Below are 14,944 nucleotides of genomic sequence, written 5' to 3'. Positions count from 1 at the left end.
TCTCGCCCGCCCGCCCTTAGGACGGCGGGCGGGTGGGGGAAGAAGGCCGCGCCGCAGGCGCGGTGCCTGGCGAGGGAGCGGCGCCCTGGCCGCGGCCGTTCCCGGCCGCGCGACGCCTGCGCGCGGCCGACAGTGCCATGGCGAGCAGCAGCACCGCCGCCGCGGACGCGCTGGTGACCCCCGCGAGGCGCAGCCCCGGTGGCCGGAAGGAGCAGGAGATCTCGCGCGGTCCGGCGCCCGGCGGCAGCGGGACGGCCAGCAGTCCGAGGCGGCTCTCCGGGCTGCGGGCGGGGCCGCCGCCGACGGAGCACTGCCAGCCGGGCGTGGGCGCGGTGGCGACCACGGCGGTGCCGGACGACCCGGCGGGGAGCGTGGCCCGCAGCGTGTGCCCGCCCGCCTCGACGCGCGTGGCGCCGGTGGCCCGCAGCTCCGCGACCGCCCGCCGCAGCCCGCCCGTGTCGAGGCACCCGAGGGGTGAGGTCGGCAACTCGGTGTCCTCGAACGGGCTGACGGTCACGGTGACCCGCCCGCTCGCGGGGACCGTGCCGAGCGGCTTCGCGGCCGGGGCGTTCGCGGGGTAGTCGCCCCACAGCCGTACGGTCTTCCCGCCAGGACCGGCGAGCCTGGCGTCAGTCCAGGGGCCGTGCACGTAGAGGCGGCGGCCCGGCGTACAGCGCGCGCTGATGCGGTACGGGGAGCCCCCGGCGGCCAGCCGGTACGGGCCGCCTTCGCGCAGCCTGGGCGGGGTGATCCGGCTCCGTGTCCCGGTCCGGTTCCGGGTCCGTGTCCGGTCGATGGAGATCCGCGGCAGCTCGTACACCTCATGGCCGAGAGCGGCCTGCTGGTGGGCGAACGCCGAGGCGTCGGCGGGCAGCCGGGGCGCCTTGCGGGGATGGACCGTGACCAGCGGCGGCGCCGGGAAGCGGACGACGCTCGCCCGCTCAGAGCCCGGTGCGTGCCGGACCCGGGCGCCGATGGCGAAGACCGCGTCGGCGGCCGGGTTGCTCTGGCCCATCACATGGCGGCCGTGCATCGTCCAGGCGTAACCGAAGCGCTGCATGAGGCGGGCGGTCCGCTTCGGGACGAAGCTGCTGTAGTAGGACGGGCCCTCGCTGCCGAAGAGCTGCGGGTCGTTGTTGACGATGTCGGCGGGCCCGGTGTCGGTGCGGTGGGCGGGCCAGCCGCGGGCGCGGTCGAGGGCCGCGCGTACGGCGTCGTGCCGCGCGCCCCACGTCGGCTTGGGGGCGAAGAAGCGCAGTCTGTCGCGCTGTTCGTCGACGGTCACGGCGCTGGCGGCGGACTCGGCGAAGACGACGACCGTGAGCGCGGCAGCCAGGACGGGCGGCGCGGTACGGCCCCGGGTGCGCGGCAGGACCAGCAGCAGGCCCAGGGTCACGCCGCCGGAGCCGAGGACCACGAGCCAGGTGAGCGGACCGACCCCGTTCTCGTGGTGCGCGGACAGCGCGGCGAGGGCGCAGGCGGCCGCGCCCGCGGCGAGCAGCGGGCGCGGACCCGGCCGGTGGGCGAGGCAGAGCCAGGCGACGGAGACCAGCAGCCCGGTCAGCACGAAGGCCGCCCGGTACGGGCTGCCGTTGGGCTGGGAGAGGCCGTACCAGAGCTTGACCGTGGGCAGCCAGCAGAAGGAGGCGGCGACCGTGAGCAGGGCCGCGCACCACACCGCGCGCGTGCGCGTGGGGATCCGCCGGCTGAGCGGGAAGGCGAGCACCAGCAGCAGGACGAGCATGCCGGCGAAGAACCGGGGGAAGCTGCCGAATACGCGCTGCGCGGGCAGCAGTTGGAGCGCGTATTCGAGCAGCCGCGGCCGGTGGAAGGGCAGCGCCGGCAGCGGAACGGCGTTCCCGCTGGCGAGGTAGGCGGGCAGGTAGGCGGGCGCGGCGAGGGCCGTGCCGAGCGCGAAGGCGACGGCGGCCCTCCGTACGAACCGCAGGCGCTCTCCCCGGCTCCACGCGCGCGTGGCCAGGAGCACGATCCCGACGAGGGCCGTGCCGAGGGCGGCCATCATCGCGGTGTAGAAGTTCCCGGCCCAGGCGAGGCCCACCATGGGCGCCGCCCACAGCCACCCGCGGTCGCGGGTGCAGCGGTCCAGGGCCAGCAGCATCAGGGGGAGGGCGGTCAGGCCCCACAGCCACATCGGGTCGGGCGTGCCGTCGCCAAGCGTCCAGCCCGAAAGGCCGTACGCGGCGCCGAGGAGGCCGGTCTGCCACCAGGGCCCCGGCTTCAGCCGCCGCAGCCAGAGCGCCATCACCGCCGCGCCCACCCCGATGCTCAGCACCTCGCCCGTATAGACGCCCAGGTCCACCAGGCGGCGCGGGAAGAGCGCCACGAGCAGCGAGAACGGGTTGCCGAGGAAGCTGGTGAACTCGGCCCAGTACGGCACCCCGAAGGCGCTGTTCCAGTTGAAGAACAGATCGCCCGAGGAGGTGCCGTGCAGCAGGTCCCACAGGTGGGCGTGGAAGGGGACGAACTGGTTGCCCAGGTCGTTGACGGCCCGGGAGCGGCCGCCGAAGGGGTACGTGCCGCGCACGGCGCCGGAGACCACGAACGCCGCCATGGCGACGGCCGCGCCCAGCGCGGCGCCGCGGACCCGGCGGACCCCGCGGATCCCGCGGCCCCCACGGGCGGCCCTCACGCGGCGACCAGAATGCTGCGGGCGACCAGGAAGGTGACGGGGACCGCGCCGGCGGCGGCGATCAGCGGCGCGATCCGCGAGTCCACGCCGAGGACGGAGACCAGCAGGTAGATTCCGGCGGTGGTCAGGACGATGTTGGTGACGTTGGTCAGCGGGAAGAGCAGGAACTTCCGCCAGGTCGGGTCGGTCCGGTAGGTGAAGCGGACGTTCAGGAAGAACGAGCCGACCATGCTCAGCAGGGTCGCGCCGAGGTGCGCCGCCAGATAGGGCAGCCACAGGCACAGCAGCCGGTAGAGCGCGTAGTAGGTACCGGTGTTGACCACGCCCACGAGCGCGAAGCGCACCAGCTGCCCCCTCACGAGGAGCGGGCCCGCAGCGTCGGCGGCCGGGCCACGTCCGAGGGCGTGCGCTCGCGCACCAGGTAGTGCGGCCGCTGCTTGCTCTCGTTGTAGACCCGGCCGACGTACTCGCCGATGAGGCCGAGCAGCACCATCTGCATCCCGCCGAAGCCGGTGATCGCGACGAGCAGGGTGACGTAGCCGGGCGCGGTGATGCCGCCGATCAGCACCGCGCCGATGGTCCAGGCGGCGTAGAGGAAGGCCAGGCAGGAGAGCAGCAGCCCGATATGGATGGCCAGGCGCAGCGGCCTGCTGTTGAAGGAGACGAGACCGTCCACCGCGTAGTTGAGGAGTTTGCGGTAGCTCCACTTGCTGCTGCCGCCCGAGCGCGGCGTGTCCGCGTAGTCGAAGAAGGCCGTGGTGAAACCGATCCAGGAGAACAGGCCCTTGGAGAAGCGGTTGCGCTCCTCCAGGTCCAGCAGCGCGTCGACCGCGCGGCGCGACAGCAGCCGGAAGTCGCCCGCGCCGTCGACCAGCTCGACCTCGGCCCAGTGGTTGACGAGCCGGTAGTAGCCGCGGCTGAACAGGGTCCGGATCCGGCCGTCGTGGTCGCGGGAGCGGCGGGCGACCACCTGGTCGTAGCCCTCGCGCTGGAGCTCGAGCATCCGCCCCATGAAGGCGGGCGGGTGCTGGAGGTCGGCGTCCATGAGGACGACCTGGTCGCCGGTGCTCTCCCGCAGGCCGGCGAGCATGCTCGCCTCCTTGCCGAAGTTCCGGGACAGGGACAGGTAGCGGATGTGGTGGTCGCAGGAGGCGAACCGGCGCAGCAGGGACAGCGTGGAGTCGGTCGAGCCGTCGTCGACGTAGACCACCTCGTACGGGATCCCGAGCTCGAGCAGCCGGACGTGCAGTTCCCGGTTGAACGCCTCGAGCACCTGCTCCTCGTTGAAGCAGGGCACCACCACCGACAACACCCCGCGCACCTCCGGTGCCACCGCCGTCACACGACGCACGTACTCTACGAGATGTCATGGTTTGGCGCGTTATGATCAGCCTTTGGTTCAGCCGATCGGAGGGGCGGATGGGCACCACGGAAATCACCGGAAACCCGGCGCCGGCACCTGAGGTGTCGGTGGTCGTGATCGTCTACAACGACGTCGAGCGGCTCCCCACCGCCGTGCGCTCAGCCCTCGGCCAGACCCTGCGCAGCGTCGAGATCCTGATCGTGGACGACTGCAGCACGGACGGCTCGTATGGGGTGGAGCAGGAGCTCACCGCCAACCATCCAGACAGGGTGCGTTTCTTCGGGCGGGACCGGAACAGTGGTGTTTGCGGGGCCCCCCGCAACCGCGGCATCGAGGAGGCCCGCGGCCGCTACGTGATGTTCCTCGACAGCGACGACGAGCTGGAGCGCAACGCCTGCCGCAACATGCTGGAGGCGGCCGAGCGGACCGGCGCCGACCTGGTCTCCGGCCTCTGCGTCCGGGTCCACGTCGACAGCCGGCACCGCAAGACCGTCGAGTGGTACCCCTGGCTCTACTCCGCCACCCGCACCCTCGAGTCGGTCACCGAACTCCCCGACCTCTTCGTCTTCGACACCCTGTCGACCAACAAGTGCTACCGCCGGGACTTCCTGCTGGAGCAGAACCTGATCTTCCCCGTCGGCATCCACTACGAGGACCTGTTCTTCTCCGCGAGCGCCTATCTCGCCGCGACCCGCATCGCCCTCGTCCCCAACCGCGTCTACTTCTGGAACGTCGCCGAGAACGCGGGCGGGAGCAAGTCCATCAGCAACCGGCGGCACGAGATCGCCAACTTCGCGCACCGGATGGAGATCCACCGCCGCGTCGACGAGGTGCTGGAGCGGCGGCGGCTGCGCGAGCTGAAGTTCCACAAGGACGTGAAGTTCCTCAAGCACGATCTCGTGCTCCATCTGCGCGATCTGCCGCTGCTGGACGAGGAGTACCGGCACCGCTTCGCCGAGCTCGCGAACGGCTATCTGGCGACCATCGACCCCGAGGCGTACGCGGAAGTCCAGCCCATCCAGGCCATCTGCGCGTATCTGCTGGCCCGCGAGGACTGGGACAACCTGCTGCCCGCCGCCGACACCCTGACCAACCGGGACAAGATCTCCTCGCCTCTCGCCGAGCGCGACGGCCGGATCTTCTGGTGCGCCGAGCATCTCGACGACCCCGAGGGCCGCCGGGTCCTGGACGTCACGGACCTCGGCTACCACACCCAGCCGCTCGGCACGATGTTCCTGCGCAATCGCCTCACCGCGTACGAGGACGACGGCCGCGGCACCGTCCGCCTGGCCGGCAGCATCGTCAACCCGCTCGGCCGGATCCCGCCCGGCGCGAGCGTGCGCGGACAACTGGAGTTCCGGGCCCGCCGCCGCAGCCTGCAGACCTTCCGCTTCCCGCTCCTCTCGCTGCGCCACACGGACGGCTTCCTCGACTGGACCGCCGAGGCCGACCTCGGCCGGCGGCTGCGGCCGCTCGGCGTGATCGACGCGGTGTGGGACGTCCGGCTGCTCCTGGACGTGGACGGCGAGCGGCTGCGCACCCGGCTCAGCGCCGATGGCCTCGCCCTCGAACGGGCCCGCCCGCTGCGCGTACGCCCGCGGCTCACCCGGCTCGTGGCCGACCGCCTGGAGCCGCGGATCTCCCGGCGCGGCCACCTCTCCTTCGTGCTGACCGCCGAGGGTGCGGCCGCCGTCCGCACCCGCGCGGCCGTCGACGCCGCCGTGGCCGGCCGGGCGGGCGACCTCGCCAAGTCGGGCGTCCGCAGGGCCCGCAGAGTCAGGCGCTGGCTCAACTCGGGCGACACGAAGATCCGTACGTACCATGCCCTGCTCTGCCGGCTTCCCGTCCGCCCCGGCCTGGTCGTCTTCGAGAGCCACCTCGGCAAGCAGTACAGCGACAGCCCGCGCGCGATCTACGAGGAAATGCGCCGCCAGGGCGTCCGCTTCGAGCCCGTCTGGTCGTACGTGGGGCGGCGGCCCGAGGGCTTTCCGGGCGACGCCGCCCTCGTACGCCGCTGGAGCTGGCCGTATCTGCGGGCCCTGGCGCAGGCCGAGTTCTGGATCGACAACCAGGGCTTCCCGCTGAAGCTCACCAAGCGCCCCGGGACCACGTACATCCAGACCTGGCACGGCTCGGCGCTCAAGCGGATGGGCTTCGACGAGCCGCGCAAGAAGCTGCAGGGCCGCCCCGAACAGGAGGCGTACCAGCGGGTCCTGGACCGTTTCGACCACTTCCTGGTCCGCTCCGAGCACGACGTCCGCACCCTGGCCAGGGCCCTGCGGCTGCGGGACGAGGTGCTGCTGCGCACCGGCTACCCGCGCAACGACGCGCTGGTCGCGGCGCGGCTGCGCGAAGAGGCCTCCGGCGTACGGGAGCGGGGGCAGCTGGCCGCGGAGCTCGGCATCCCGGCGGACCGGCAGGTGCTGCTGTACGCGCCGACCTTCCGCAGCGGCAAGGAGGGCCGGGTCCGCGGTTTTGAACTCCCCTTCGATGTCGAGGAGTTCGCCCGCCGGTTCGGCGACCGCCACGTCCTGCTGATCCGCTCGCACTACCTCAACCACGTGGTGCTGCCGCCCTCGGTGCGCGGTACCGTCCTCGACGTCACCGCCCTCCACGACATCACCCCGCTGCTCACCCTCGCGGACGGGCTGATCACGGACTATTCGTCGGTGATGTTCGACTACGCGCTGCTGGACCGGCCGATGATCTTCTACGCGTACGACTGGGACGAGTACGCGGGGGAGGCCCGCGGCACGTACTTCGACCTGCGGGAGAAGGCCCCGGGGCCGGTGGCGGAGACCGAGGAGGCGCTCTTCGCCGCGATCGCCGACCTCAAGTCGGCGGACACCGAATACGCCGAGGCGCGGCGGCGGTTCTCGGCGGAGTTCGGCGAGTACGACCGGGGCGACGCGTCGCGCACGATCGTCGAGACCTTCTTCCGCACGGGAGGCGTGAGGTGAGCCGGGACATCTTCTTCGTCTCCAACAGCATCGACGAGCTGGGCGGAGTCACCAGCTGGTCGCACCAGATGGCGCGGCTGTTCACCGAGCGCGGCCACCGCGTGCACGTCATCGGCATCACCGACCCCGACGTTCCGCAGGACCTCGGCGGCGATCTCCCGTACCCGACGACCACGCTCTACGACGCTCCCCCTCCGAAACTCGGCCCCCTGCGCGGCCTGCGGGGACGGCTCGATGTGGTGGAGCGCCGCCACCGCAGCGCCCGTGAGGCCGGAATGCTCGAACAGGCGGAGAAGCTGAGCGCGATGTTCCGGGCGGCCGGGCCCGCTGCCATCGTCATCGTCACCCAGGTCTGGGCGATGGAGTGGGTGGCCCTGGCCGACACCGCGGGGGCGACGGTCATCGGCATGAGCCACGAGTCGTACGAGTACACCCGCCAGAGCTCCCGCTTCCGCCGGGTGCTGCGGTTCTTCCGGGACGTCGACCGGATGCTCGTCCTCACCAGGGAGGACGCGGACCTGTGGATCCGCAGGGGCCTGGACAACACCGGCTTCATGCCGAACCCCCTGCCCTTCATGCCCGGCGAGCCGTCGCCGCGTACGGAGAAGGCCGTCATCAGCATGGGCAGGCTGACGGACCAGAAGGGCATCGACATGCTGCTCGACGCCTGGGCGGAGGCCGCGCCCCTGCATCCCGACTGGACCCTGCGGATCTACGGCTCGGGCGAGGACGAGGAGATGCTCCGCAAGCAGTGCACATCACTGGGTCTGGACGACTCGGTGGAGTGGATGGGCCGCACGAACGACGTACCGGGGGCCCTCCGCCGCGGCTCACTCTTCGTCCAGTCCTCCCGCGGCGAGGGCTTCCCCCTCGCCCTCATGGAAGCCATGGCCACGGCCGTCCCCTGCGCGGCCTTCGACTGCGCCCCCGGCGTCCGCGAGATCATCCGTGACGGCGAGGACGGCCTGCTGGCGCCCCCGGGCAACACGACGGAACTCGCCCGCCGCCTGGACGAGTTGGTCTCCGACCGCGAGCTGCGCGACCGGATGGGCGAGGCGGCGCGCTCGAACGTCCAGCGGTACGTGCCGAGCGAGATCGTCCGGCGCTGGGAGGACCTGTTCGCGTTCCTGGAGCGGTGACGCAGCGCGCGCCCGCCGTCAGGCGCGGCGCGCCTGACGGTGGTGGAGGCACCAGCCGTCCCAGGCCGAGCGGACCATTTCGCGTACGTCGTGGCGGGCCTTCCAGCCCAGGTCGGCGGCGATCAGGGCGGCGGAGGCGACCACGCGGGCCGGGTCGCCCGGACGGCGCGGGGTGACCTCGGGTGGCTCGTGGTACCCGGTGACGTCCGCGATGAGGGAGGTCATCTCGCGGACCGAAACGCCCTCCCCGCGGCCGATGTTGACCGTCAGGTCTCCCGTCCATCCCGGCTCCGTGAGCTTCCGGGCCGCGACCAGGTGGGCGTCGGCCAGGTCCTCGACGTGGATGTAGTCGCGGATGCAGGTGCCGTCCGGCGTCGGGTAGTCGTCGCCGAAGATGCGCGGCCGCTCGCCTGCCGTGAGCTTCTCGAAGACCATCGGGACGAGGTTGAACACGCCGGTGTCGGCGAGCTCGGGGGCGGCGGCGCCCGCGACGTTGAAGTAGCGCAGGCAGGCCGTCGCGATGCCGTGTGCCGTGCCGGCCGCCCGGACCAGCCACTCCCCGGCCAGCTTCGTCTCGCCGTACGGGCTCATCGGCGCGCACGGGGTGTCCTCGGTGACCAGGTCGACGTCCGGCATCCCGTACACGGCCGCGGACGAGGAGAAGACGAAGCGGGTGACGCCCGCGGCGACCACGGCTCCGAGCAGCGTCTCCAGACCGTGGACGTTCTCCCGGTAGTAGTGCAGCGGCCGTTCGACCGACTCGCCCACCTGCTTCTTCCCGGCCAGGTGCACCACGCCCGTGACGCCGTGCTCCGCGATCGTACGGTCCAGCAGCTCGCGGTCCAGGACCGAGCCGACGACCAGCGGCACGTCCTCCGGCACCCGGGCCGCGTCGCCCGTGGAGAGGTCGTCGAGCACGACGGCCCGCTCGCCCGCCCGCGTCATGGCACGTACGACATGGGCGCCGATGTACCCGGCGCCGCCCGTGATCAAGAAGGACATGGGTCTCCAAACTCGAGAAACTCAAGCCGAGGTCGTCGGACGGTCAACGGACAGCGGCCCGCTTCCGGTTCCGCCGCCGGTTCCGGGTGTTCAGGGTGTTCCGGGTGGCCAGACGCCGCAGCCTGCGGTGCAGCACGGCGGTCGCCGCGCTCGGCCCCGCCGCGAGGCGCAGCGCGAGGGACCGGCCCACCGTGGCGTACGGCTGGAGCAGCAGCAGGCCGTACTGCCTGCTCGGTACGGCCGTGCGCCGCAGGCCGGGGCCGGTGGCGCGGGCCGCGGTGTAGAGCGAGGAGCTGTCCGCGCAGCGCACCCGCACGCGTACGTCCCAGGTGTCGGGCCCGGCGGCGCGGACACCGCGGGGTCGCCCCCCGCCTGCCGCCGCCACGTCCCCCAGGCCGAGCAGCACCTCCGCCGTCCAGGAGTCGTCGTCCGGGTTGAGGGCGGCGTTACGGGTGAGCCCGAGGCGGCCGTCGTCGCGGTGCCGCAGCTCGATGTCCACTGTCAGCGGGCCTGCGGCGGCCAGCCGCCCGTACAGCTCGTACACGCGCACGGCCAGCCGCAGCCGGGCGCGCCGGGTGCGCCAGGCGATGCGGGGTTCGGCCTCCACCGTGACCGGCAGGCGGTGCAGCGGCTTGCTGTCGAGCCCGTCGAGGACCACGCCCGGCAGGTCGGCGTCCCACACCGGGCGCCCGGCCACGCGCGCGTACGGCGGCATCAGCCGGGCCGGCCTGCCCGCCAGCTCGACGAGCCGCTCGAGGTCGCGCGGGCGGTCGGCGGCCGTGATGACGCGGGCGATCCAGCGGGCCGGGGCGCGGGCGGCCCGCAGCGCGGGCTCGTCCAAGCAGGCCAGGTGCTCCTGGGCCAGCCGCCACCACTCCGCGCGGTACTCGGGGCTGCGGCCGCCCAGCTCGCGCGCGTACAGGCGCAGGTCGTCATCGAGGAACTTGACCTCGGCGGCCCGCGTCAGCTTCTTCTGCCCGGCCTCCTCGAAGATCTCGAGGGCGCGGCGGTGTGCGCGGAGGCGGCTGCGCCAGTTGTCGATGTCGTCGCGGGCGAGGGAGATCGAGGGCCGGCCGGTGGAGCGGCGCACATGCCAGATGTAGACGGTGTCGGGGATGAGGGCGATGCGCGGCGCGGCGGCGAGCACGCGGGCGGTGAAGACGAAGTCCTCGTAGCGGAAGGGGCCGTCGGGGAAGGCGATGCCGTGCCGGTCCAGGAAGGAGCGGTCGTAGAGCTTGTTGACGCAGACCGTGTCGCGGACCAGGCGGGGGAGTTCCGCGGGGGAGCCGTACGCCGCCTCCCGGGTGAAGAGCGCCCGCTGCCAGGGCACGTCACGCCCGCCCGGCAGCTCACGGCGCACGCAGCGGCCCGCGACGACCCGCGCGTCATGGCGTACGGCCGCGCGGAACAGGGCCCCGACGGCGCCCGTTTCGAGCACGTCGTCGCTGTCCAGGAACATCACGTACGGGGCGGTCGCGCGCCGCAGCCCGTCGTTGCGGGGTGTGCCGCAGCCGCCGCTGTTGGCCTCGCGGCGCACCACGCGGACCCGGGCGTAGCGCTCGGCGAGGTCCCGCAGCACATCCGGTGTCGCGTCGGTCGAGGCGTCGTCGACGGCGACGACCTCGGCGACCTGCGTGCCCTGGCGGAGGGCGGAGAGCACCGCGTCCGCGATGTGCTCGGCGTCGTTGTAACCGATCACGATGACGCTGACCTGCGCCGCGGACGGTTCGGTTGGGGTCTTTGCTGCCATATGTGACATCAGTCTATTTCGCTCGCGGCCGCTGGGGGCGACCGGAGCGCCGCTCCGCCTGCGGGCGCGCCCGGGCCGTACGCCCCGGACGGGCCCGCACCGCCCAGGTCCCACGCCCGTGGGACCCCAGTTCAAGCACCCCACGGCTCATGCCGAACCAAGAAGCGGACAGCGACGCCAAGAACAGGAGCACGTCGATGGTCACAACCGAGGTGAAGATCCCGCTCCGGCCCGTCCCCGTGGTGCGCCGCACTCCGGTGGCGGCCCTGCTGCTCCCGGCCGCCACCATGGCGATCCTGGGGCTGTGGGATCTGGGCCGCCGCGGGATGTGGAGCGACGAGGCGGCCACGTGGAGCGCCGCCCGCCGCACCCCGGGCGAGCTGTGGCAGCTGCTCGGCAGCATCGACGCGGTCCACGGCCTCTATTACCTGCTGATGCACGGCCTGCTGAGCGTGCGCCCCGACGAGACCATGCTGCGGCTCCCCTCGGTCGCGGGCATGGTCTGCGCCGCGGCTCTCGTCGCTGCGATCGGCGCCCGGCTGGCCGGAGCCCGGGTCGGTCTGGTGGCCGGAATGCTCTTCGCGGTGGTGCCGGTGGTGAGCCTCTACGCGCAGGAGGGCCGCAGCTATGCCCTCGTGATGGCGGGCACGATGGCCGCCACGTACTTCCTGGTGCGCGCCTGCGAGACCGGCGAGGCGCGCTGGTGGCGCTGGTACGCCCTGTTCACCGCGCTCACCGTGCTGCTGCACGCGTTCGCCCTGCTCCTTCCCGCCGCGCACGCCGTGACCCTGCTCGTGGCCAGGAGCGACGCTCGCCAGTGGCGCTGCTGGGGCCTGTCCGCGGCCACCGCCGCGGCCGCCATGGTGCCGGTCGCCTGGGTCGCGCGCGGACAGAAGGAGGAGGCGCTCGCCTGGATCCCGGTGCCCGGCTGGGAGGCCGTGACCCGGCTCGTACGGTCCTTCGCCGGTCCTTCCGGCTGGGTCGCCTGCCTGATCCTTCTGCTCGCGGCCGCCGCGCTCTTCGCGCCGCGCCGCCCGACGCTCGACGCGCCCCCGGTCTCGGTCGTCACCGTCGCGCTGCCGCTGTTCGTGGTACCGCCCGCGCTGCTCGTCGCGATCTCCCAGGTGGACCCGGTCTACGACCAGCGGTACGTGCTGTACGCGCTGCCGGGCCTGTGTCTGCTCGCCGCGTCCGGGCTCGACCGGCTCACCGGTCTGGTGCTGTGGCGCGGCGCGATGCCGCTGGCGATGCCGATGGCCGCGGCGCTTGTCGTGTCACTGGTGCTGGGCGGCCAGCTCGGCGCCCACCACCACGTACGGTCCGGCGCGAGCAGGCTGGACGACCTGCGGGCGGTCGCGCGGCTGGTGCGCGAGGAGGCGAAGCCGGGCGACGCGGTGGTCTTCCTCGCGAGCACCCGGCGGAAGGCCGCCATCGCGTATCCGGAGATGTTCGAGGGGCTGCGCGATGTGGCGCTGGACCGGACCCCGGCCGAGTCCGGCACCCTCTTCGGCACCGAACTGCCGCCGGACCGGCTGCGGGAGGCCCTGCCGAAGGCGCGGCGGGTGTGGCTGCTGGACCGGGAGGACTCCGACCAGCGGCGGGTGTTCCGGGACGCGGGGGAGCGGGTCAAGCAGGAGGTTCTCTCCGACCAGTTCCACCGGGAGGGCGTGGAACGGCTGCACGGCGGCAGCGTGCACCTGTACGTGCACAACTGACCGCCGTGCCACCGAGCGGTGCGCCACGCGCACGACGTCCCACCGCGCGCGTGCCGCTGCGTGACCGCTCCGGTCATTACTTGACCGCCCCCGCCATCACGCCGGAGACGAACTGCCGCTGGAAGGCGAAGAACACGACGAGCGGGATCACCATCGACACGAAGGCGCCGGGCGCCAGCACGTCGATGTTGTTGCCGAACTGGCGGACCTGCTGCTGCAGGGCGACCGTGATCGGCGGGGCCCCGTCGTCCGCGAAGATCAGCGCCACCAGCATGTCGTTCCAGACCCACAGGAACTGGAAGATGCCGAGCGAGGCGATCGCGGGACCGCCCAGTGGCATCACGACCCGGGTGAACAGCCGGACTTCGCCCGCCCCGTCCAGACGCGCCGCCTCCAGCAGCTCGCGCGGGATCTCGGCGAAGAAGTTGCGCAGCAGGAAGACGGCGAACGGAAGCCCGAAGGCGGTGTGGAAGATGACCACGCCGGTCGTCGTCTCGAAGATCCCCAGGGTGCCGAAGAGCTTCGCCACCGGGATCAGCGCCACCTGTACGGGCACCACCAGCAGCCCGACCACCAGCAGGAACCACCAGTCCCGGCCCGGGAAGTCCAGCCAGGCGAAGGCGTATCCGGCCAGCGAGCCGATGACGACGACGAGCACCGTGGAGGGGACCGTGATGAGCACGGTGGTCCACAGGGAGCCTGTGATCGCGTCGTTGCTCAGCAGCTCGGAGTAGTTGCTCGTGGTGAGCTGGGCGGGGGCGGTGAAGACCTCCCACCAGCCCGAAGTGGCGATGTCGGTCGAGTCCCTGAGGGAGGAGATCAGCAGCCCGAGGGTCGGCATCAGCCAGAACAGCGCGACGAGGATCAGGAAGACCTGTGTCACGCCGCCGCCCGCACGGGCCGCGAGGCGGGAGGCGAGGGAGGGCTTCCCCCGCTTCTCCGCCGTCGCGGTCGTGGCCAGGACAGGCGCGTCCGTCGGCGTCGATGCGGTCATCGTCGGCCCTCCCTCCGCATCCGGCGGATGTTGACGATCATGACCGGGACAACCAGCAGCAGCAGGAGCACCGCGATGGCGCTGCCCGCACCCTGGTCAGCGTCCGTGCCGAAGGACTGCAGATACAGCTCCAGGGCCAGCACGTTCGCGTCCTGCTGGGTCGCCCCCGGCGCGATGATGTAGACCAGGTCGAAGATCTTCAGCACGTTGATCATCAGGGTGACGAGGACGACCGTGAGCACCGGCGCCAGCAGCGGCACCGTCACCTTCCGGAAGACCTTCCACTCACTCGCGCCGTCGACCCGCGCCTGCTCCAGGAGTTCGCGCGGTACGCCAGCCAGGCCGGCCGCGATCAGCACCATCGCGAAGCCCGCCCACATCCACACGTACGAGCCGATGATGGCGGGAGTGACCAGGGACGGGCCGAGCCAGTCCACGCCGTTGTACTGCTCCGTGAAGTTCGAGGCGGGCAGCCGGAGATGTGCTCCCTGGGCCTTGTCGGCGGGCAGCGCGTACGTGCCGTCGGCGCCCGTCTTGGCCGTGGCGACGACATTGCCGCCGCTGACCGCCTCGATCGTGATCCCGGACAGCGCCTTCTCGCCCGGGTCGATCACGTTGGGCTTCCCGCCCCCGCCCTTGACGAAGTCCAGCCAGACCGTGCCGGTGATCTTCCCGTCGGCGGGCGGCGCGGTCTTCGCGTCGGCCGCGTCCTCGGGCATCGTCCCGGCCTTGACCCCGACCAGCGGCAGATTCGCCGCGCCGCCCGGCCGCACGGCCGACTTGGTGGTGAACGAGCCGCCGCCCGACGCTGCGAGACCGGCGGTGGGCAGCGGGTGCGCGCCCGGGTAGGCGGAGGACTCGGCGAAGGTGTCGTGCACCCCCACCCACACCGCGTTGGCCACACCGCGGTCCGGGTCCTGCTCGTACACCAGCCGGAAGATGATCCCGGCCGCGAGCATGGAGATCGCCATCGGCATGAAGACGATCAGCTTGAACGCCGTGCCCCAGCGGACCCGTTCGGTCAGCACCGCGTAGATCAGGCCGAGCGCGGTGGAGACGGCCGGGGCGACGACCACCCAGATGAGGTTGTTCTTGATGGCGGTGAGGGTGCCGGCGTCGGAGAACATGTCGGCGAAGTTGTCCAGGCCGGTGAAGCCGGTGCCGGAGGCGTCGAAGAAGCTGCGGTAGACCGTGTACCCGATCGGGTAGACCACGAGCGCGCCGAGCAGCAGCAGGGCGGGCAGCAGGAAACAGGCCGCCACCCAGGGCCGGGTGCCGAGCACGCTCTTGCCATGACGAAGGTCGGCGGGGGGCGGCGTGCCGGGCGCGGCCGCGCCCCCCGCGGTCGCCGTCTTCATGTCGGAGACGGCC

Annotated in this window: 10 protein-coding genes; 3 read left to right on the top strand and 7 right to left on the bottom strand. The window is 72.4% G+C overall.

Annotated features, from left to right (window positions below; all coding sequences use genetic code 11):
* Positions 1-16: 16 nt before the first annotated feature.
* From ACTWP8_RS29415 to ACTWP8_RS29405, 3 genes are read right to left on the bottom strand one after another with little or no spacing between them, the layout of a single operon-like run.
* Positions 17-2,650, bottom strand: coding sequence for a YfhO family protein (locus tag ACTWP8_RS29415; RefSeq protein WP_443325122.1), 2,634 nt, complete (start codon positions 2,648-2,650; stop codon positions 17-19).
* Positions 2,647-2,997: a GtrA family protein gene (locus ACTWP8_RS29410; protein ID WP_443319806.1), complete on the bottom strand. Its 351-nt coding sequence runs from the start codon at positions 2,995-2,997 to the stop codon at positions 2,647-2,649. Before ACTWP8_RS29410 ends, ACTWP8_RS29415 begins: the two co-directional genes overlap by 4 nt.
* 8 nt (positions 2,998-3,005) lie before the next feature.
* Positions 3,006-4,001 (bottom strand): glycosyltransferase family 2 protein, encoded by a 996-nt coding sequence (locus ACTWP8_RS29405; RefSeq protein WP_443325121.1) that lies wholly within the window; start codon positions 3,999-4,001, stop codon positions 3,006-3,008.
* A 68-nt stretch (positions 4,002-4,069) separates the two neighbouring features.
* On the opposite strand from ACTWP8_RS29405, the gene ACTWP8_RS29400 reads away from it, so the two are divergent.
* Together ACTWP8_RS29400 and ACTWP8_RS29395 are read left to right on the top strand one after the other, a co-directional pair.
* On the top strand, positions 4,070-6,973 hold the full coding sequence (locus ACTWP8_RS29400; protein ID WP_443325120.1) for a bifunctional glycosyltransferase/CDP-glycerol:glycerophosphate glycerophosphotransferase: 2,904 nt from the start codon (positions 4,070-4,072) through the stop codon (positions 6,971-6,973).
* Positions 6,970-8,112: a glycosyltransferase gene (locus ACTWP8_RS29395; protein WP_443325119.1), complete on the top strand. Its 1,143-nt coding sequence runs from the start codon at positions 6,970-6,972 to the stop codon at positions 8,110-8,112. Before ACTWP8_RS29400 ends, ACTWP8_RS29395 begins: the two co-directional genes overlap by 4 nt.
* A gap of 18 nt (positions 8,113-8,130) precedes the next feature.
* Here the strand turns inward: ACTWP8_RS29395 and galE are convergent, their stop codons facing one another.
* Together galE and ACTWP8_RS29385 are read right to left on the bottom strand one after the other, a co-directional pair.
* Complete coding sequence (gene galE, locus ACTWP8_RS29390; RefSeq protein ID WP_443325118.1) at positions 8,131-9,114, bottom strand: UDP-glucose 4-epimerase GalE; 984 nt, start codon at positions 9,112-9,114, stop codon at positions 8,131-8,133.
* A gap of 43 nt (positions 9,115-9,157) precedes the next feature.
* Positions 9,158-10,864: a glycosyltransferase family 2 protein gene (locus tag ACTWP8_RS29385; RefSeq protein ID WP_443325117.1), complete on the bottom strand. Its 1,707-nt coding sequence runs from the start codon at positions 10,862-10,864 to the stop codon at positions 9,158-9,160.
* A 149-nt stretch (positions 10,865-11,013) separates the two neighbouring features.
* Between ACTWP8_RS29385 and ACTWP8_RS29380 the strand changes: the two genes are divergently transcribed.
* The gene (locus tag ACTWP8_RS29380) at positions 11,014-12,579 is read left to right on the top strand and encodes a glycosyltransferase family 39 protein (RefSeq protein ID WP_443325116.1); all 1,566 of its coding nucleotides are present in this window, start codon (positions 11,014-11,016) and stop codon (positions 12,577-12,579) included.
* Between the two features lie 76 nt (positions 12,580-12,655).
* Here the strand turns inward: ACTWP8_RS29380 and ACTWP8_RS29375 are convergent, their stop codons facing one another.
* Together ACTWP8_RS29375 and ACTWP8_RS29370 are read right to left on the bottom strand one after the other, a co-directional pair.
* The gene (locus ACTWP8_RS29375; protein WP_443325115.1) at positions 12,656-13,573 is read right to left on the bottom strand and encodes a carbohydrate ABC transporter permease; all 918 of its coding nucleotides are present in this window, start codon (positions 13,571-13,573) and stop codon (positions 12,656-12,658) included.
* A complete protein-coding gene (locus ACTWP8_RS29370) occupies positions 13,570-14,931 on the bottom strand; it encodes an ABC transporter permease subunit (protein ID WP_443325114.1) in 1,362 nt (453 codons plus the stop codon). Before ACTWP8_RS29370 ends, ACTWP8_RS29375 begins: the two co-directional genes overlap by 4 nt.
* Positions 14,932-14,944: the final 13 nt, after the last annotated feature.

It is taken from the genome of Streptomyces sp. 7N604, from assembly GCF_052245475.1.
Classification (GTDB): domain Bacteria; phylum Actinomycetota; class Actinomycetes; order Streptomycetales; family Streptomycetaceae; genus Streptomyces.
Note: the sequence above shows the minus strand (reverse complement) of the source record. Positions and strands in the feature narration are given on the sequence as shown.

Excerpts from the sequence above, each read along its gene's own strand:
- ACTWP8_RS29370 (WP_443325114.1), bottom strand. The coding sequence starts at position 14,931 with ATGAAGACGGCGACCGCGGGGGGCGCGGCCGCGCCCGGCACGCCGCCC.
- ACTWP8_RS29385 (WP_443325117.1), bottom strand. The coding sequence starts at position 10,864 with ATGGCAGCAAAGACCCCAACCGAACCGTCCGCGGCGCAGGTCAGCGTC.
- ACTWP8_RS29400 (WP_443325120.1), top strand. The coding sequence starts at position 4,070 with ATGGGCACCACGGAAATCACCGGAAACCCGGCGCCGGCACCTGAGGTG.
- ACTWP8_RS29375 (WP_443325115.1), bottom strand. The coding sequence starts at position 13,573 with ATGACCGCATCGACGCCGACGGACGCGCCTGTCCTGGCCACGACCGCG.
- galE (WP_443325118.1), bottom strand. The coding sequence starts at position 9,114 with ATGTCCTTCTTGATCACGGGCGGCGCCGGGTACATCGGCGCCCATGTC.
- ACTWP8_RS29380 (WP_443325116.1), top strand. The coding sequence starts at position 11,014 with ATGCCGAACCAAGAAGCGGACAGCGACGCCAAGAACAGGAGCACGTCG.